Here is a 17963-nt window from a genome sequence, read left to right on the forward strand (position 1 = left end):
ACGCCACCCTCCAGCGGGCTTTACTGCCCCGCCCCGTACGAGCACCATCGGCTACGGGACGGGGGCAACAGGCAGTAGGCCCTGGGCAGTAAACCTGGGCGATGGGCAGCAGCCGCAACGGAGAGGTGACGTGGTCAACCCTTGGCTGGCGATGGAGTCGGGAGCCGACCCCGTGGAGCGTACCCGTACGGTACGGCTCGCCCACGAGGAGTTCCTGGCGGGCGGGGCGGTGGCCCGACCGGTGCGCCAGGTGGTGGCCGACTCATGGCGCCGGTCGGCGTCCGCGCGCGCGACACTCGACGGACCGGCCCCGATCGACCTGGACGAGCCGGAGCTGCGTGCCTACCGCGACGCGCACCCGCTGGCCCGCGCCATGCCGGTCTTCCGGGACCTGCTCGGCACCATCGCCCACGACGGCGCCCACCTGCTCGCCGTCTGCGATCCACAGGGGCGGCTGCTCTGGGTGGAGGGCCATCCCGGCGTACGGCGGCACGCGGAGCGCATGAACTTCGTCGCCGGGGCCCGCTGGGACGAACGGCACGCCGGCACCAACGCGCCCGGTACCGCGCTGGCCGCCGACCACGCCGTACAGATCTTCGCGGCCGAGCACTACAACAAGAGCGTCCAGAAGTGGACCTGCGCGGCGGCTCCCCTGCACGACCTGCGGACGGGCCGGCTGCTGGGCGCCGTGGACATCACCGGCGGCGACCACCTCGCCAGTCCGCACAGCCTGGCCCTGGTCCAGGCCACCGCCCGCGCCGCCGAGGCCCACCTCGCCACGTACCCGGAACGGACCGCGCCCGCCGCCCACCTGACCGTCCTCGCCCGGGACGAAGCGGTCCTGACCATGGACGGCCGCAGCCTGCGGCTCGGCCCCCGGCACAGCGAGATCATGCTGCTGCTGGCCCGGCATCCGGAGGGCCTGACCGGCGACCAGCTGGCCATGCTCCTCTACGGAGAACGCGAGGTCCGGCCGGTGACCCTGCGCGCCGAACTGTCCCGCCTGCGCCACGTGGTCGGTCCCCTGCTCGACTCCCGCCCGTACCGCCTGACCAGAGCGGTGGAGACGGACCTGGCCCAGGTGGAAACGGAGCTGGCGGCCGGCGACCTGACGGCAGCGCTGCGCGACTACCGCGGCCCGCTGCTCCCCCTCTCCGAAGCCCCCGGCGTACGACGCCTGCGCTCTGTACTGGAAGACCGGCTACGGCGGGCCGTCCTCACCCAGCGCGACCCGGAGACCCTGCGCCTGTGGGCCGATACGCCCTGGGGCGAACACGACCTGGAGATCTGGGAAGCGCTGGAAACGACCGCCCGCCCCCAGGACAGGCGAGCATCCCGCACGGCGACACGACTCCGTACGGCCTACGACCTGCCGTCGGCGTCCTCATAGGTTCCCCCGCCAACTCTCCCGCCAGTCCCCCGGACATCTCCGCACGTCGCCGACTGTCAGGAGGCGAACAAGCCGACTGCCAGAAAGCGAAAAATCAGCGGCAGAAGCCCCCCGCCCACAGCCACCGTCCCCTAACCGCCCCCGCGCCCGCCCCCCCCCGCAACCTTCCCGCAACGTCCCCGCTCCTAGCCTGCGCACCGGCGCCCCGCCGCGGGAGCGGAGGCGCGAGCCGAGAGCGATTGGGAGTCCCCATGGCCCGTTACGCGAACCCTGGTGCCGCCGACGCCCTGATGTCCTACCGGAGCCGTTACGACCACTGGATCGGCGGCGCATACGTACCGCCCGCCAAGGGCCAGTACTTCGAGAATCCCACCCCCGTCAACGGGCAGCCGTTCACCGAGATCGCCCGCGGTACGGCCGAGGACGTGGAACGCGCCCTCGACGCCGCACACGCCGCCGCGCCCGCCTGGGGCCGTACGTCGCCGGCCGAGCGCGCCCAGATCCTCAACCGGATCGCCGACCGCATGGAGGACAACCTCGAAGCCCTCGCGGTCGCCGAGAGCTGGGAGAACGGCAAGCCCATCCGCGAGTGCCTGGCCGCCGACCTCCCCCTCGCCATCGACCACTTCCGCTACTTCGCCGGCGCCATCCGCGCCCAGGAGGGCACCCTCTCCCAGCTCGACGACGACACCGTCGCGTACCACTTCCACGAACCGCTGGGCGTCGTCGCCCAGATCATCCCGTGGAACTTCCCCCTGGTCATGGCCGCCTGGAAGCTGGCCCCCGCCCTCGCCGCGGGCAACGCCGCCGTCCTCAAGCCCGCCGAGCAGACCCCGGCCTCCATCCACTACTGGCTGAGCCTGGTCGCCGACCTGCTGCCGCCCGGCGTCGTCAACATCGTCAACGGCTTCGGCGCGGAAGCCGGCAAACCGCTCGCCTCCAGTCCGCGCGTCGCGAAGATCTCCTTCACCGGCGAGACCACCACCGGCCGCCTGATCATGCAGTACGCCTCGGAGAACCTGAAGCCGGTCACCCTCGAACTGGGCGGCAAGAGCCCCAACCTCTTCTTCGACGACGTCTCGGCCGCCGACGACGACTTCTACGACAAGGCCCTCGAAGGCTTCACCATGTTCGCCCTCAACCAGGGCGAAGTCTGCACCTGCCCGTCCAGGGCCCTCATCCAGCAGGGCCACTACCAGGACTTCCTGACCGCCGGCGTGGCCCGCACCGAACAGATCGTCCAGGGCCACCCCCTCGACACCGACACGATGATCGGCGCCCAGGCATCCAACGACCAGCTCGAAAAGATCCTCTCCTACCTCGACATCGGCCAGAAGGAAGGCGCCCGCATCCGCACCGGCGGCACCCGCGCCGAACTGGGCGGCGAACTCGAAGGCGGCTACTACGTCACCCCCACCGTCTTCGAGGGCACCAACGACATGCGCGTCTTCCAGGAAGAAATCTTCGGCCCGGTAGTGGCCGTCACCCCCTTCACCGACTTCGACCACGCCATGACCCTCGCCAACGACACCCTCTACGGCCTGGGCGCCGGCGTCTGGACCCGCAACACCAACACCGCCTACCGCGCCGGCCGCACCATCCAGGCCGGCCGCGTCTGGACCAACTGCTACCACGCGTATCCGGCGCATGCGGCTTTCGGCGGTTATAAGCAGTCGGGGATCGGGAGGGAGACGCACAAGATGATGCTGGATCATTACCAGCAGACCAAAAACTTGCTGGTGTCGTACTCGCCGAAGAAGCTGGGGTTCTTCTAGACGTACGAAAAGGGCGCCTGAACTGCACTTATGCAGCCAGGCGCCCTTCGCGGCCCTCCCCCAGGGAAAGCCGGCCAAATACACCCCTCCTCCCACTATGCCCACCCATACACCCGCCCTGACCAGCCGTTCCGGGCCATACGCGGGCCAGATTCCCGTTCAGCCCCCGGCTGCGGCCTCCGTGCCGCCGTCCCACCAACGCATCGATTCCTCAATCAGGTGGTTGGCGTGATCACGAGCCTCGGCGAGGAACTTGGCGTAGTAGCGGAACAGCACCTGGATGCTTTACCCGGCCCGGCGAGCGCACTCGGCAGGGTCGACGCCGGACGCCAACCAGAACGAAATCCCTGCGTGATCAACGACGCCATGAACGCGGCCGGCGACGCCTCTGAGACGGGTCTTTGAACAGCGTTTCGAGCGTCCGAACGCCGCAGCGCGGTCAGATCACGGTCGTCATCGTCGAGGAAGAAGAACCGCTCCGGCTCCGGGCGCGTGGGCACCTCGGTGAACGTCCCGTACGCCTCGGCCTGCTCATCAGTCAAAAACTCCACCGGCACGGCCGGACTGTAGCCGGCGCCGACGCCCACCCGACGATCTTTCCGGGAACCCCGGCGAGGGCCCCGGCGGGTGTGCTGACCGATCAAGATCAATCTCAGCGGCACTTTCTGTACCGCAACTACTCGCACCCGGTTCCGCACTGGTGGGCTCGGCATTGGGCGAGGTAATCGCCAGGTCAGGTCACGCGCCGACTCGGAAAGTGTTCCGCTGACAGAATGCCGCCCCGATCGGTGGTGGCCCGTTATACTCCTGTTCTCACAGGTCCGCTGGTGAATGGCTGATGTCGGTCGGGGCGCGGGGGTTGGCGGGAAAACGGTGAACCGCTGTTGGGCCGGAGCCGTTCTCCCCAGTGGCGTCTCATATCGCCTGGGTGCCGGTCCCGCGTGTCGGCTCCGGTCGGTCGCGGATTCTTTGGTGCTCTCAAGTGTCCCGACCGAAGGGAACGTTGATGCACGCTGATCGGCTTCTTCGGCGCACCGGCGCCGACGCCCGCCCGCCGGGCAGAGCCCGGCGGATACGCCCACTCGTCTCCCTCATGACGGCATTCCTGCTGGCCTGTGCGGGGCTCGTCACGGCCACCAGCACCGCCCGGGCCGTGAATGGCGACGGCACGTCGCCGTTTGCCACGTACAACATGCACGGCTCCGACAACGGTTCACGATGGACATCGGAGGTCGCACCACTGGCCGCGACCAACCAGTTGGTGGCGCTGCAGGAGGCGGGTGCCGGGCCGCCGTTGCCGGCGCACGACAACGACCGCAGCGAGTTCCGCCAGATCCGGCTCACTCCCAACCGTGCCCCGCAGCCCAGTTCCGTACAGCGGGTGACCTGGGCGGGCGGCCCGAACGGCAGCAACCGCTACGTGTACTTCCTGCAGACCAACCCGCGCCGGGTCGCCGGTACGGACCTGGATACGTGGGACGGCGGCCAGATGAACCTGGCGTTCGTCGCCGACACGCCGGCCGATGACGTCCGGGTGCTGGAGAACCCGGCCTACAACCCGGACCCCAACGCCCCCAACAACCGCTACCGGGCGCGTCCCCTGCTCGGCCTGCGGTTCGGCAGCACCTGGTACTGGAACACCCACGCCCGCGGTGAAGACGTGCAAGGACTGCTCGGCCAGGTCCGCGACTTCGCAGCCACCGACGGCCGGAACTGGGTGCTGGCCGGCGACTTCAACGTGAACATTCTCAACCGCTCCGACGCCGAGGCCCGCAACCAGTCGCTGCATCTGCGCGCGGATGAGGCCCTGCTGCGCACGGGGCAGCCGACGTACATCGGCGGCGACACACCCAGCGAGCTGGACTATGCGATCACGCGCGGTGCGCCGGGCGGGTTCACCGCGACCGTTCCCCGCGGCGGCGGGTCCGACCACGTGCCGGTGGAGTTCACCCGCGCCCCGCCGCCCGTCCGGGCGCCGCTCCCGTCCCACGTCTTCCACAGCGTGCTGGCCGCCCCGACCGGCGGCCTGCTGCAGGAGAATCCGAACCGTACGATCACGATCGGCCAGGCCCGCTACAACGGCAGCCAGACCTTCCAGATGTTCACCACCGACGCACTCACCCACTACCTGCAGAACACCGGCACGGGTGACTGCATCGCGATCGCGCCCAGCGCCCGCCGGGCCGTGTCCGCCCCGATCGTCGCCGGACGGTGCGACGACCCGCGCGCGCAGTGGACCATCGCTCACCTCGATGACCCTTCGGCCTGGAACGACGACAACGGCGGACCGCAACGCTGGCGGAACGTGGCCGTCCCCGGCCTCTGCCTCACCCCGAACGGCGCTACGGTGAGCGCCGCGCCCTGCACCCAGGACACCGGCCAGCTGTGGTGGGACAACGCCGCCTCCCCGCCCGCCGGCTGGCAGACCACCGGCGACAACGTCCGCCTGGAATCGTCCTTCCTCGGCGGCCGGCTGCGCCGGGCCGGCAACGTCCCGGGAACCTTCGTCCACACCGCACCCACACCGCCCCGCTCGTGGTGGATCTACTGGCTGTTCTACGAGAAGCAGGACTTCGGCTGGAACATCCAGCGGATCAGCCGGGACGACAACCTGGTCCGCATCCAGAGCCTCAGCGGGAACAACCAATGCCTGGGCAGCCAGGACGTGAACGCCAACACGCAGACAGCTGCACTGCTGTATGGGTGTGACGACGCCCGCGGCGTCGCCGGAGCCGGCCAGCGCTGGCTCGCCGAGGCATACCCGGACGGCAGCATCCGCTACCGCAACGAAGCCAACCACCTGTGCCTGCTGGCCCCCGACGCCAACCACGGCCGCGTCAACCTCTACAAATGCCAGGACATCCCCGCCGAACGCTGGAACACGGTCAGCCCCTGACTCCCGCCGGGCCGCCTGGACCACCGCACAACCGGCCCAGGCGGCCCGGCCCGTGGCCCGGGTCAGGCTGCCTGGTGGCGGGCGACGAACTGGTCCAGCAGTCCCTGCGGGGCGTCAGCGCGGAAACGAGTCTGGAGGTTGGCGGCGGACATCGCGGCGGCGGCCTGGCTGCGGGGGAAGAGTGCCTGTTCGTAGGCGGTGAGGGCGGCCTCGGTATCGCCGGGGTGGGCGGCGAGGGCCCGGCCGGGTTCGGCGCCGTCGAGCATGGCGAGGTCGGCACCTTCGCCGGCGAAGAGGGACATCAGGTGGGGGGCATCGCCGAGCAGGGTGACGCCGGGGACGCGGTCCCAGCGGTGGCCGGCCGGCAGGGCGTGGATCGCCCGCGGTACCAGGAGGCCGTCGGCGTCGGCGACCAGCACCCGCAGGCTCGGGTTCCCGTCGGCGAAGTGCGCCAACACGGCCGCCTTGGCGGCGGCAGGGTCGGTGGTGTCAATGCTCTCGCTCCACTCCGGGGGGACGGTCAGTGCGGTGTAGAGGTGCAGGCTGCCGTCGGTCACACGGTGGGCGAGGAAGCCCTTGCCGTCGCCAAGCGCGAAGAGCGTCCCGCCGCCGCCCCGGCCGCGCTCGCGGGGTGGCGGGCATCGGCATCCAGCAGGTCCGACTCGACGAAGGACACACCCGTATAGCCGCGGGCGGCGTCCGAGAGCAGCAGACGGGTCCGGGACCAGGCGCCGTCCGCTCCGACCAGCAGGCCGGGCTTTTCGGCCATCGCCGGCGCGAGCGGACCCGCCACCGACCGGCACAACAACAGGCCAACGACGAGTCGGACAACAGGCGCAACGGGCAACTCCCGAGGGGACGCGTCCGGACGTCGTTTCAGGTCGGGCGCTCGGCGCGCGCTGCCCGGGATGCTAGCTGTGCTGGGTCAGGTCGTCGGCGTCGGCGCGGGCGACGACGGCGTCGATGACGGCATACTCGGCCTGGTCGAGGACGTAGAGCGCCAGGTTGATCGTGTTGACGGCGTCCTCCTCGAGCATGTCCGCGCGGCGCTGTGCCTTGCGGACGTCCCGCTCCGCACGGTGTTTGTCGGCGTCGGCGCGCAGCTCGGTGAACCACTGGTCCACCGATGCGTGCAAGGCGTTCCACCGTTTCCGTTCCGTCTCTCGTGCGGCCGTGATGCGCTGGTCAGCCCTAGCCTTGCCTTCTGCTACGGACTGTTGCAGTTCGCGCTGTTTGGTCTCCAGCCGCGCACGGTTGTCCTCGCGTGCGGCGGCGACCACGTCCTCGACCTTCCTGGCTCGTTCCGCCAGTTCGCTGAGCTGCTCAGAGAGCGCCTTCATGACAGGCTCCCCTCCTCGGATCGGCGGGTCCGGCCGGGCGTGCCCGGCAGTTCATGGGACCACCTGCGGGCCCGTCTTGGCTGTCGGCCCGGGTTGAAGCCCCACCGCCGGTGCACGATGAAGCCGGCTACGGCGCTTACCTTCCCGACGCTATGTTCTTCAGCTCATCTGCGGCTCACCCCCTGAGGGTGAGGTCCGTGGACCAGTCGCCGACCGCGGCAGCCGCAGCGGATGTGGCCGCGACCGACCATGGCGGCCGCGCCGGATCGGCCACGGGACGGGGGTGGGGCGCCGAACTCGCGTACTCCTCCACGAACTGCTGGCGCAGGACATCGAGGGTGCGGCCGTCGGCCGTCCGCCACAGCGTCCATCCGTTCGACGCCGTACCGGTGACAGCGGACGCCGCCTTCGACAGCGACGCGAACGGTGACGCCTGCCCCTCGACGATCAGCCGACCGTCGGGGGCGCCGTCGGCACCGCCTCCCGGCCCGCCCGGCGCTGCTGGAACGACAAGGTCTCCCCCGGCGCCACCATCCCCTTCAGCAGCAGCTCAGCCAGCGGTCCCTGCGGAACCACGGAGCGCCCCTCGCCTGAAGCACCGCCGCCGGAGGGGCTCTGCGGGACGGCATCGACAGACAGAGTGATGTCAAGCTCAACGGGGGAAACCGCACCAGCTATGTCGCCAGCCGACTCAAAGCCTTCGAACACCCACCGAACCCGAGTAGGGGCCAGGTCCGGCGCACTTAGCGGTCAGCTCAAGAGGTACAGAGGTTTCGGCCTGTTCCGTACAACGCTGGTCAGCGGCGGGGCAGCACGCCCAGGAGGGTTGCGGTCAAGGCATGCTTCAAGTAGTCCTTCAGATCCAGGTGGAAGCGGGCCAGATCGGGATCGGCCTCGTAGGCCGCCTGCAGGCTGGGTGTGGGCGTGCTGTACGCCGACAGCGCGCCGGCCATGACCATGGTCTGCAGGCTGAACATTGTTGCGTTCTCGCCCAGTTCCGGCAGGTACTTCCGGAGCAGGGCGGTCATGGTTGCCAGGCGGTCCAGGGAGGCGCGCTTGTAGCGTGCTACGACCTCGACGGAGACATTGCGTTCCAGGACGCTGCCCTGTGCGCCGAAGAGCTCGCACAGCACCATTCGGCCGGACAGCGAGCGACTGAGGATCTCGGCCACCGCTGCCGCTCGCTCGGGCATGGGGAGGTCTTCGTCGATGCCGGCGGCCAACTCCCCTGCCAGTTCCGTCAGCCACTCCCGTAGATAGCGGTCGAGCAGCTCCAGCAGCACCGCCTCGCGGGACTCGAAGTAGCGCAGCACGTTCGGCTTCGCCAGACCTACCCGGCGGCTGAGCTCGTTCAGGGTGACCGCAGCCACAGGCATCTCATCGAGCATCGCCGACGCCATGTCGAGGATCGCCCGTCGGCGGATCTCCCGCTGCTCTTCGGTTCGCGCCCGCTGGAAAGTCATGCTCCCCAGCCTAGATTAGGTACCTCCGGTACGTTGACAACATACCGGGGGTACTTTAACGTCGACGACACAAGATACCTCCGGTACGTTACCTGGCTGGGGGCCCGACATGGGCGAGAAGTGGACGACAGTGAACACTCCGGACCAGCGCGGGCGGGTGGCCGTGGTGACCGGGGCCAACACCGGACTGGGGTATGAGACCGCCAAGGCGCTCGCCGAGCGCGGGGCGTCAGTGGTGCTCGCCGTGCGCAACGCAGAGAAGGGCAAGCAGGCCGCGGCCCGCATGACCGGCGACGTGACCGTGCAGGCGCTGGACCTGACCTCGCTCGACTCCATCCGGACCGCGGCGGCGGCGCTGCGGTCCCGGCTCGACCGGATCGACCTGCTGATCAACAACGCCGGCGTGATGTACACCCCGAAGCAGACCACCGCCGACGGCTTCGAGATGCAGTTCGGCACCAACCACCTCGGCCACTTCGCGCTCACCGGGCTACTGCTGGACCTGATGCTGCCGGTGCCCGGCTCGCGCGTGGTGACGGTCAGCAGCACCGGTCACCGCATCCGGGCCGCGATCCACTTCGACGACCTGCAGTGGGAGCGGTCGTACAGCCGGGCCGCTGCCTACGGTCAGTCCAAGCTGGCCAACCTGATGTTCACGTACGAGCTGCAGCGCCGGCTCGCCGCGCACGGCACCACCATCGCGGTCGCCGCCCATCCCGGCGTGTCCAACACCGACCTCATCCGCAACACCCCCGCCGCGCTCCGCCTGCCCGTCACCTGGCTCGCGCCGCTGATCACCCAGACGCCGGCCATGGGCGCCCTGCCCACCCTGCGCGCCGCCACCGACCCCGGCGCGCTCGGCGGCCAGTACTACGGTCCCGGCGGGCGCAACGAGGTCAAGGGCCACCCCCGATTGGTCACCTCCAGCCCGGAGTCGTACGAGGTAGCCGTCCAACAGCGGCTGTGGGCCGTCTCCGAAGACCTCACCGGCGTGAAATTCCCCGTCGTTCAGTCCCAGCAGAACTCGTTTTCCTCCGGAGCGGCCATCCCGATGTAGCCCGCGCTGATAGGAGGCGCCGGCTCGTCCGGCGCTCCGCCGCCCGACGGTCGGGGCTCCGGCGGCAGGACAGTAAGCACCCGTTTTGCCCGGTAGCCGCTGGTCAAGCAGCTGGCTGGCCGGTAAATATAATCTGTCCCATGTCGAAGCCTGACGAGCTGCTTGTTGAGGTCGCCGCCCTGGTGGAGTCCGGGCGAAGCACTCAGATGTCCCTGACCGTGGTCACCGGTGGTGCTGTCATCACCGGTCGGCTGGCTCCCGAAGCCGTGTGGCGGCAGAGAGTGTCGGAGGTACTGACGGATTCGGACCGCGTGGGCGAGTTCTCCGCCGTCTTCGACACCCCCGTGATGAACGGGCCGCCTACGCATCTGCACTTTCATGTCGCCCGGATCCTGCAGGGCACGGTCGGGATCCCCGAGACGGGCGGAATGTACCGTGTCGCGATCGAGGACGTCAGTTCCTGGACCGTAGGCGATTTCAGCTATTCCGACCACTGAACGACCACTGCGACGGTAAGCCGCTGCACGCGGCGTGGGCCCGGCCGAGCTGGGGCCGATCGGGGCGGCTGGAGCGGCACCCGAAGTGCCGGTCGGTTCCGCGACAGGAGGTCGCGCCCGAGTACCGGCACGCCTCGGCCGGGAACTGGCCGGGCAGTGCGCCGCGCCGCCCGGGGCAGGTCTCGTACGTCGCCACACTCCACTCGTCGTCGGCGCCCCGCGCCCGGGTGATCGCCCGGCCGCGGGGCGCCGCGCTGTTACACAAGGCCGCCGAGAACGTCGACGGTGCCTACGCCGCAGCACGCTGGGCCCGCGCCGCAGCCGAAGCCGCCGGGCAGGACGCCGCCGCGGCCGAGAAGGCACACGGCACGACTCCTGCGACTCGCAGTCACGAGCATGGCGGACCGCTGGCGGCTGGCTCCCGGTCGCCCAGGACGATTACGGGTGTCCCCGTCTTCGCCTGAAGGCCACCGGCTTCCCCAACAGCTCGCGGGAGTGACGGCGGCTTTCGTTTCCGGACAGCCGGCGGCGAGCTTGCGCAGTGTGGTGGAGGTCCGGCGGAGGGCCGGGCGACGTCACGGCCTGCCGGCCCCGCTTGCGGCTGAAGTCTTCGCTTTTTCCGGAGGTTGCACTCCGGGTTGGCCAATATCTGTGTCCGCGAGATGAAAGTTTGACGGACCGTGTGATGAGAGTTTTTGCCGCAGTGAGCGGAGTGGAATTAATCAAGTGACGGGGGCCGCTGCGGCGTGCTACTGTCGATCTCAGTTGCAGTTGTGGTTCCCGAGCTTCAAGTGCCCTCACTCGGCTCCAGCCGGTGGGAGCGTTTTTGTATTTCCGGTCATTTTCCGGGCGGGGTAATCATTGCGGCGACACGGCGTCCGCGCAGTGCGGACCCCGATGTACTGCCCCAAAGGAGATATGACATGGCTACTGGCACCGTGAAGTGGTTCAACTCGGAAAAGGGATTCGGCTTCATCGAGCAGGACGGTGGCGGCCCCGACGTGTTCGCCCACTACTCGAACATCGCCGCCCAGGGCTTCCGTGAGCTGCTCGAAGGCCAGAAGGTGAACTTCGACATCGCGCAGGGCCAGAAGGGCCCGACGGCCGAGAACATCGTTCCGGCCTGACACTGACGCACACTTCGCAGCTGGGGCCCGCATCCTTCGGGGTGCGGGCCCCAGCTGCACGCAATTCCCGCAGCGGTTTCACCGGCGGGACGACGCGGAGGAATGTGCAGCCTCGCCACATGCGGATCCCCGTTTCGCAAGTGCAGAATTACCCTGAAGAGCTACACCGAAGTCGACGCCTGGGCTTTACGCCTTTCGATGCGTCACCTATTCCAGCACCTGCTCCCGCGCGCTTTCCTGTCGGCCGGTTTTGTTTTGCTGTCGGTCCATACTTGAAGTTCTCCATGCCGCCCCGACCAGGGATGCCGCGGCAGCCACCAACCCCAGGAACACCGCCTCCCACGAGGGGCTGGCCTCCAGGCCGGATTTGGCGACTTCGCGGGCGATGGCCGCCAGCACCTGGCGCGCCTTGTTCTTGCCACCACCGCCTGGGTCGGCCTCCCAGACCTGGATGTTGCCGCCCACGAACTTCTCGGCCGCGCCCTTGCACCAGAACGCGTCAGGCCCGAAATTCTTCACCGTGCCCGTATGGATCTCACCGTACTCGGGGGTGAGCATGACGATCTGGGCCTGGCTGTCACCGGCCGCGCCGCTCGCCCAGTAGACCTCGTCGCTGCCGGCTTCGTTGGACTCGCGGTCGCAGCGGAACCGTACGAACTTCACCCGCCTCTCGTAGACCTGATCGATCTCGAACTCGGTTCCCTCGGTCGGCGCCCCGGTGACCACCACCACTTCTTCCCGGCCGGTCAGCACCTCCTCGGCTTCGATCCCCTCCTTCAGCGGACGGTCGACGACCAGCGCCGGGAACAGGGAGGCGGCGCCCGTCCGCGAGGCCGGCTCCTGGTAGATCCGGCCGAACTCAGCAACCAGCTCCTTGCCGAACAACGCCTCCAGCTCACTGGTCAGCCGCCTTCCCAACGCGGTCAGCTCCAGCCCTGCTCACGGCGGGACGCCCCACGCAGCATGACACCGACCAGGACGTTCGCCGCCGGGCACTGCCGCAGCCGGCGCACCGAACGCGACCGGGCGAACCAGTCAAGATCGCCAGCCCCGCTCTGCGCGCTGAACAGATAGGTGCGCTAAAGGACCGGTCGGAAACGCGCACGCAATAGTTCAGTGCCCAGGTCAAAAGCTCGGGCGCTGAACTCTTTTCTCTCATCCGACAGCCCGCACCGCTGGTCAGCGTGCCGAGCCCGGTCAGCTGCCGGGGGTGATCCTCGTACCGACACGCGAGCTGGCGCAGCAGGTGACGGATGCGCTCATTCCGTACCTGCCGGTGGTCGATGAGCAAGGCGAAGCTCCGGGCGTCCTCGCCCCTCCTCCCGCTGAACGGTTTCGCCCCGGCCGGGCCGTTCTTCCCCTCTCCTTGTGAGGTCTCATGCGCTGTGTCATCGCCCGCTTCCCCTTCGAGCTCACCAAGAGCGGCGTGCTGGAGTCGATGAAGGGCATCACGCCCGAAGCCGGCACCGGTGAATTCGTGGCCATCGGCCGCCGCCGCTATCCCGTCAAGCAAGTCGGCCAGGTCATCACCGGCCAGGACCACCGCGATTTCACCGCCGACGAAGCCGTCCGGGCCATGACGCGGCTCGGCTTCACCTGCCACACCCTCCCCGAGGCCGCACCCGTAAGCGCCCTCAGCCCGCTCCAGCACGCTTCCGTGCTGGTAAGCACTGGCCTCGGTGTGCGGAGTAACCTGCATTCAGGCTCTTGTCGCCATGCTCCGGCCCGGCGAGCTCGGCCCGAGGGGGCTGTGATGGGAATGCTTGAGGTGGGCAGCGTGGCCTGGAGGCGGGAGATGCACGAGCGGAACTCCGTGGTGAGAGCGCATGCCCTGCAGCAGCGTGAGACAGCTCGTCGCATGGTTGCGGATGCCCGTCGAATGCGCGCAGGTGCTCAGCGGGACTTGGACGCGGGCGAGCGAGGTCGTGCAGCTGATGGTTCCCAGGTCAGGCCAGTAGGGCGCGTTTGCGGAGGAGTTCGAATCCTGAGCGGCCGAACATCTGGCGCTTGAGCATCTTGATCCTGTTTACGTGGCCTTCGACGACGCCGGAGTTCCAGGGCAGTGTGAGGCCGGCGGTGACGGCGTCGAGGTCGCGTTCGAGATGCTGGGCGAAGCCCCGGAGGCTGGGCAGGCCGGCAGCGGACGTGGCGGCTTCGATCCAAGGGCAACTGGTGGCCCTGGAGGTGGGCCACCATGTGGCCGAAGGAGCGCACATGCTCGGAGAGCGCCGTCAGTTCGGGGCAGTTGGCCAGGACGACCTTGAGGTGGGGCCGGTCGCCTTCGGTAAGGGCGTCGGGGTGGGTGAGGAGCCAGCGCGTGATGGTGCGGGCCGATGGGGCGGTCGGGGGCTGACCGGTTGGTGCTTGCCGCGCAGGTTCTGCTGACGGTGAAGCCCGCCTGGCCCCGCCCGTCTCAGGGCTCGGTCGGCGGGTTCGGCCGTTCGGCGGCGCGGCGGTATTCGGCGTTGATCCGCTGGGCTTCTTCGAGCTGGTCTTCGAGGATGATGATGCGGCAGGCGGCCTCGATAGGGGTGCCCTGGTCGACGAGCTCGCGGGCACGGGCGGCGATACGCAGCTGGTAGCGGGAGTAGCGGCGGTGGCCGCCGGCGGAGCGCAGCGGGGTGACCAGGCGCGCTTCGCCGATGGCGCGCAGGAAGCCCTGGGTGGTGCCGAGCATCTCGGCGGCCCGCCCTATGGTGTACGCGGGGTAGTCCTCGTCGTCGATCCGGCCGTACGAGTCGTCTGCTGTCATCGAACCTCTTTCATGGAACGCGTCGAGGGGCCCGGATGCCGTACAGGCACCCGGGCCCCGAAGGAACTGCTACACCATCTGCCGGCCTTGCTAATGCGCCGGCCTTCTGTATCCGCCGGCCCGGCCGAAAAGCTGCCGGGACTGCGGGGATCGCGGTTGCTTGACCGGAGACCACCTCACTATCGATGTCCTGCGGTACCCGGACTTCACACGTGCGCCCGGGCGATCCTGATGGCGCTCGCTCCTCCGTCCTTCCCTCAGTGATCAACTACTGTACTGCGAACTGCTCAGCGGCCTGTGACAGCGCCGCTTTCCGACAGCCAGCCCCGTTGCCCGTCCTGCGGCGTGAGGCTCACTGCCTTACGTCCGGTGCGCGCGCCTGCAGCCGACGCCTTCACCGGGGTCCTGCTCACGGCGGCCCCTGACACTGCGGGCCACCCGGTGCGGCCGTCAGCCCCGTCGCCATCCTGCAACCGTGGCTTCGGGACTCCACCGCCGCACCGTCCTGCATGCTGCATGTGCGGGTCCTGCTGCCCGGCAGTTCGTCCCTGCCGGGCCCTGCGGTCCTTCTGGTTACGAGAGAAATCGTAACCACACCCCCGCCAAATGTCTACTCCGGCCGACATAGATTTTTGCGTGTTCGACCGAGAGATAATCGGCTTCGAACGGTGACGGGGCCGAGGCGCAGCCCGCACCGCCGGAGTAGCGGGCGGCAGGCCGGGGCACACGCAGCAGACAGGCGGGACCGGGCATGGACGAGTCAGAGACCAGGTGACCTGATGGACACGGTGAACCTCAGCGCCGCCCCCGCCCGCTCCGGGAACTCCGCCGCCGACGCCCGCGAGCGCGCCCGGGCCTTCCTGGACGGCCTCTTGCCTCCGGTCACGTCCGAGGCCGCGGGCACCGTGCTCCTGGTCGTCTCCGAACTCGTCACCAACGCCCTGCGCCACGCGGGCGGCACCTGGACCCTGGAGCTGACCGCGCACCCGCACGGCATCGAGGTAGCCGTGCACGACCCCAGCCCGCAGCCGCCACGCCCGCGCACCCCCGACCTCAACGGCCGCACCGGAGGATTCGGCTGGCCCCTGGTCACCCGCCTCGCCCACACCACCGCGATCACCCCTAGGCCCTCCGGCGGCAAAACCGTCAGCGCCCTCCTCCCCCGGTAGCGCCACCGTCGGCCCTCTTGGGGTCGCTGAGACCCGCTGCCGAAAGCCGGCATGCCAAGGACCGCGGGCCTCTGGCCCGCCCGTGCGGTACGACTTTTCGTCCCCCGGCCGGCCCCGGACCGTGCCGGTGAACAGGACTTCTCAGCCAGGCCTCCGCGGCCGGTCCGGGCCGCCGTACGGGTGGCGTGTGCGCCCTTGTCGTGCGTCGTTGAGCTGCGGAAACATATTCTGCTGCCGGGCGGTGGCTGAGAGTGCCCGCTGGCTGGGCCGCCGTTCCGGCGGGGCGGCTCGTACGGGTTCGAAACGGCAGCCGTAGGAGCCGCCCCTGCCGGTCCCGGATGCGGGACAGCGGCCAAACACGGAGCCCGCATCAGCTGATGTCCAGCCTTGCCTGCGACTGGCATAAGACCTGTCTGGCGACCTCCACCACTACGTCCACTCCGCCCACCCCGGCCTGCGCTGGAACTACCTCCCCGCCCTCGAACGCCACCTAAGCCCGCGCGGGGCCTTCTCGTGCCTCCAGGGCCTCGGTGTAGGCGAGCCGGGAATGGTCGTCGAGAGCGGAGTGGAGATACGTCTGGCCGAGCTTCTTGAGGTCGACGTGGACCAGGTCACCGACCCGGTCGTGCTCGTAGCGGATGACCTCGGGCGGATGCTGGCCGGTCGGCGGGTCAAGGTCGCGCAGCCGGTTCGGCCCGCGTCGCACCAGGACGCGGTGGATGGTGGCCGACACCACCGCAGCGGCCGCCAAGGCCCTCGGACGAGTCGGCATCAGTGCCGATATCCCACCCGCGTACACCCAGCTCGCCACCTGGCGCAGCCGGCCCCTCCCCGACACCGTCCGCCGCAGCGCCGCCACCCGGCGCTGAGGCGGCACCAGCCTCCCGAGACAGCACATCTAAATAAGGTTCTTAGATTTCAGTGCTCCCCTTTGGCTAGTTGACCGCCTCGCCCCGCGCCACGCGGCACGATTTTGAGGAGCTCCGCCATGACCACGCCCGCCCCGACCGCTTCTTCCGCCGCTGCCGTCCCGCCCGTCGTCGCCGTCGCCTACCACTCGGGGTACGGCCACACCGCGGTGCTCGCCGAGGCGGTGCGCGACGGTGCCGCCGATGCCGGGGCGACCGTCCACCTGGTCAAGGTCGATGAGATCACCGAGGAGCAGTGGGACCTGCTCGACGCCGCCGACGCGATCGTCTTCGGCTCGCCGACCTACATGGGCACCGCGTCCGGCGCCTTCCATGTCTTCGCCGAGGCCACCTCGAAGCGCTACACGACCCGCGCCTGGCAGGACAAGCTCGCGGCGGGCTTCACCAACTCCGGCTCCAAGAGCGGCGACAAGCTGCACACCCTGCAGTTCTTCACCGTACTGGCCGCCCAGCACGGCATGCACTGGGTCAGCCTCGGCCTACTGCCCGGCTGGCACTCCACCACCGCCTCCGAGAACGACCTCAACCGCCTCGGCTTCTACCTGGGCGCCGGCGCCCAGACCGACACCGACCGGGGCCCCGACGGCGTCCACAAGGCCGACATAGCCACCGCCGACCACCTCGGCCGCCGCGTCGCCGCCCAGGCCGCGGTCTACGCCGCCGGCCGAGCCGCCGTCGCCGCCTGACCCGCCATCCGCCGGTGCCGGGCACCCGCGGGGGCGAGGTCCGCGCCCGGCCCACGCGCCCCGTTCCGCGCGTGCCGCCCGTACGCGGGGACCTGTACACGCCATGACGAGCCGGCCCGAACGGTGACGAGCCGCATACCCGCGACACGGGTCCAAGGGAGGCCGGCAGTGCACCCCGGCCTCTTCCAGCAGCATTCTCCCGCCGCCAGCCCGCAAGGTCCGAACGCAGGCCCGCAGAACCTGACCACGTGGTCGCAGTACGTGGCGGATGCGGCAAGGGTTACCGCACGCTCGCACCGGACCTCAGGCACAGGGGACCAAGCCCCTGACCTTGCACCGGTTCACGCCTGGAACTCTGTGAGATCGATGGCATGGACGCGCAGCGGACGGCCGTGGACCGGGTGTGCCGTCTCGCTTTCCCACTCCATGCCCAGCTTGCGCATGATGTTCTCGGAGGCGTCGTCACCCACCTGGCTGATGCTGATGACACGATCGAGGCCACGGTCCTGGAGCGCGAACTCCAGCGTGGCATGGGCGGCTTCGGAAGCGTAACCCTGGCCCCAGAACTGCGGCCCGAACCGCCAGCTGATCGCCACGGCGGGCAACACCTGCGGCAGGAACTCGGGCACGGACAGCCCCGTGCAGCCGGCCAGTTCCCCCGAGGCCAGCAGCTCAACGGCGAAAAGCCCAAAACCCTCCTCGTCCCACTCCTCCTCCCAGCGCTCGATGGCCTCCGCCGTGTGCTCCAGGTCGTGCACCGACCCGTCGTCGATCCAGCGCATGACCCGCGGGTCCGCGTCGATGTCCGCCATGGGCGCGAGGTCGTCGTCGTGCCACCGACGGAGCAGGAGGCGGGGGGTGCGGATCTCGGTCATGGCACCA

At 69.4% G+C, this 17963-nt stretch carries 18 protein-coding genes and 3 pseudogenes; 10 read left to right on the forward strand and 11 right to left on the reverse strand.

The annotated features are described in order from the left end of the window. Window positions 1–130 precede the first annotated feature (130 nt). Window positions 131–1390 (forward strand): helix-turn-helix domain-containing protein, encoded by a 1260-nt coding sequence (locus CP984_RS01290; protein ID WP_032923177.1) that lies wholly within the window; start codon window positions 131–133, stop codon window positions 1388–1390. Between the two features lie 251 nt (window positions 1391–1641). Further along, window positions 1642–3165 carry an acetaldehyde dehydrogenase ExaC gene (exaC, locus tag CP984_RS01295; protein ID WP_003985801.1) on the forward strand — a complete coding sequence of 508 codons (1524 nt, stop codon included), beginning with the start codon at window positions 1642–1644 and terminating at the stop codon, window positions 3163–3165. A 215-nt stretch (window positions 3166–3380) separates the two neighbouring features. Here exaC and CP984_RS41025 read toward each other — a convergent pair whose 3' ends face one another. Beyond that, on the reverse strand, window positions 3381–3752 hold the full coding sequence (locus tag CP984_RS41025) for a DUF4158 domain-containing protein (protein WP_156100264.1): 372 nt from the start codon (window positions 3750–3752) through the stop codon (window positions 3381–3383). A gap of 506 nt (window positions 3753–4258) precedes the next feature. Here CP984_RS41025 and CP984_RS01305 point away from each other — a divergent pair. Then, window positions 4259–6061, forward strand: a complete 1803-nt coding sequence (locus CP984_RS01305; RefSeq protein WP_003985802.1) for a ricin-type beta-trefoil lectin domain protein — start codon at window positions 4259–4261, stop codon at window positions 6059–6061. A 62-nt stretch (window positions 6062–6123) separates the two neighbouring features. Here CP984_RS01305 and CP984_RS01310 read toward each other — a convergent pair. The 5 genes and pseudogenes from CP984_RS01310 to CP984_RS01325 form a co-directional block, all read right to left on the reverse strand. Then, window positions 6124–6812: pseudogene (locus CP984_RS01310) on the reverse strand (FAD-dependent monooxygenase); the annotation flags it as partial. Between the two features lie 160 nt (window positions 6813–6972). Then, window positions 6973–7401 (reverse strand): hypothetical protein, encoded by a 429-nt coding sequence (locus CP984_RS01315; protein WP_003985803.1) that lies wholly within the window; start codon window positions 7399–7401, stop codon window positions 6973–6975. Window positions 7402–7576: 175 nt separating this feature from the next. Continuing rightward, on the reverse strand, window positions 7577–7852 hold the full coding sequence (locus tag CP984_RS42895; RefSeq protein ID WP_078575847.1) for a DUF4357 domain-containing protein: 276 nt from the start codon (window positions 7850–7852) through the stop codon (window positions 7577–7579). Continuing rightward, entirely contained in the window at window positions 7849–7977 is a 129-nt protein-coding gene (locus CP984_RS42545) for a hypothetical protein (RefSeq protein ID WP_255304201.1), read from the reverse strand. The genes CP984_RS42895 and CP984_RS42545 overlap by 4 nt, the downstream gene beginning before the upstream one ends. A gap of 221 nt (window positions 7978–8198) precedes the next feature. Beyond that, complete coding sequence (locus tag CP984_RS01325; RefSeq protein ID WP_003985805.1) at window positions 8199–8864, reverse strand: TetR/AcrR family transcriptional regulator; 666 nt, start codon at window positions 8862–8864, stop codon at window positions 8199–8201. Window positions 8865–8973: 109 nt separating this feature from the next. Here CP984_RS01325 and CP984_RS01330 point away from each other — a divergent pair, with 109 nt between their 5' ends. The 3 genes from CP984_RS01330 (at window position 8974) to CP984_RS01340 (ending at window position 11545) form a co-directional block, all read left to right on the forward strand. After that, window positions 8974–9921 carry an SDR family NAD(P)-dependent oxidoreductase gene (locus tag CP984_RS01330; protein WP_030185314.1) on the forward strand — a complete coding sequence of 316 codons (948 nt, stop codon included), beginning with the start codon at window positions 8974–8976 and terminating at the stop codon, window positions 9919–9921. Window positions 9922–10061: 140 nt separating this feature from the next. Continuing rightward, window positions 10062–10418: a hypothetical protein gene (locus CP984_RS01335; RefSeq protein WP_003985807.1), complete on the forward strand. Its 357-nt coding sequence runs from the start codon at window positions 10062–10064 to the stop codon at window positions 10416–10418. Window positions 10419–11341: 923 nt separating this feature from the next. Then, on the forward strand, window positions 11342–11545 hold the full coding sequence (locus CP984_RS01340) for a cold-shock protein (protein ID WP_003985808.1): 204 nt from the start codon (window positions 11342–11344) through the stop codon (window positions 11543–11545). A 207-nt stretch (window positions 11546–11752) separates the two neighbouring features. On the opposite strand, the gene CP984_RS01345 is transcribed toward CP984_RS01340, so the two are convergent. Next, window positions 11753–12463, reverse strand: coding sequence for a hypothetical protein (locus tag CP984_RS01345; protein ID WP_030186020.1), 711 nt, complete (start codon window positions 12461–12463; stop codon window positions 11753–11755). A 460-nt stretch (window positions 12464–12923) separates the two neighbouring features. Here CP984_RS01345 and CP984_RS41780 point away from each other — a divergent pair. Next, window positions 12924–13220: pseudogene (locus tag CP984_RS41780) on the forward strand (SCO5918 family protein); the annotation flags it as partial. A 271-nt stretch (window positions 13221–13491) separates the two neighbouring features. On the opposite strand, the gene CP984_RS42900 reads toward CP984_RS41780, so the two are convergent. Both CP984_RS42900 and CP984_RS01360 read right to left on the reverse strand, forming a co-directional pair. Next, on the reverse strand, window positions 13492–13761 hold the full coding sequence (locus CP984_RS42900; RefSeq protein WP_003985811.1) for a transposase: 270 nt from the start codon (window positions 13759–13761) through the stop codon (window positions 13492–13494). Window positions 13762–13958: 197 nt separating this feature from the next. Beyond that, a complete protein-coding gene (locus CP984_RS01360; protein WP_003979251.1) occupies window positions 13959–14297 on the reverse strand; it encodes a MerR family transcriptional regulator in 339 nt (112 codons plus the stop codon). Window positions 14298–15076: 779 nt separating this feature from the next. On the opposite strand from CP984_RS01360, the gene CP984_RS01370 reads away from it, so the two are divergent. Then, window positions 15077–15466, forward strand: coding sequence for an ATP-binding protein (locus CP984_RS01370; RefSeq protein WP_003985812.1), 390 nt, complete (start codon window positions 15077–15079; stop codon window positions 15464–15466). 520 nt (window positions 15467–15986) lie between these two features. On the opposite strand, the pseudogene CP984_RS42905 reads toward CP984_RS01370, so the two are convergent. Continuing rightward, window positions 15987–16193, reverse strand: a pseudogene (locus tag CP984_RS42905) (IS481 family transposase); the annotation flags it as partial. Here CP984_RS42905 and CP984_RS41030 point away from each other — a divergent pair. Continuing rightward, the gene (locus CP984_RS41030; RefSeq protein ID WP_156100281.1) at window positions 16186–16335 is read left to right on the forward strand and encodes a hypothetical protein; all 150 of its coding nucleotides are present in this window, start codon (window positions 16186–16188) and stop codon (window positions 16333–16335) included. The pseudogene CP984_RS42905 and the gene CP984_RS41030 sit on opposite strands and share 8 nt — an antisense overlap. A gap of 119 nt (window positions 16336–16454) precedes the next feature. Continuing rightward, the gene (locus tag CP984_RS01380) at window positions 16455–17081 is read left to right on the forward strand and encodes a flavodoxin family protein (RefSeq protein ID WP_033019591.1); all 627 of its coding nucleotides are present in this window, start codon (window positions 16455–16457) and stop codon (window positions 17079–17081) included. A 341-nt stretch (window positions 17082–17422) separates the two neighbouring features. Here the strand turns inward: CP984_RS01380 and CP984_RS01385 are convergent, their stop codons facing one another. After that, complete coding sequence (locus CP984_RS01385; RefSeq protein WP_003980553.1) at window positions 17423–17956, reverse strand: GNAT family N-acetyltransferase; 534 nt, start codon at window positions 17954–17956, stop codon at window positions 17423–17425. Window positions 17957–17963 lie beyond the last annotated feature (7 nt).

Source organism: Streptomyces rimosus (genome assembly GCF_008704655.1).
Taxonomy (GTDB): Bacteria; Actinomycetota; Actinomycetes; order Streptomycetales; family Streptomycetaceae; genus Streptomyces; species Streptomyces rimosus.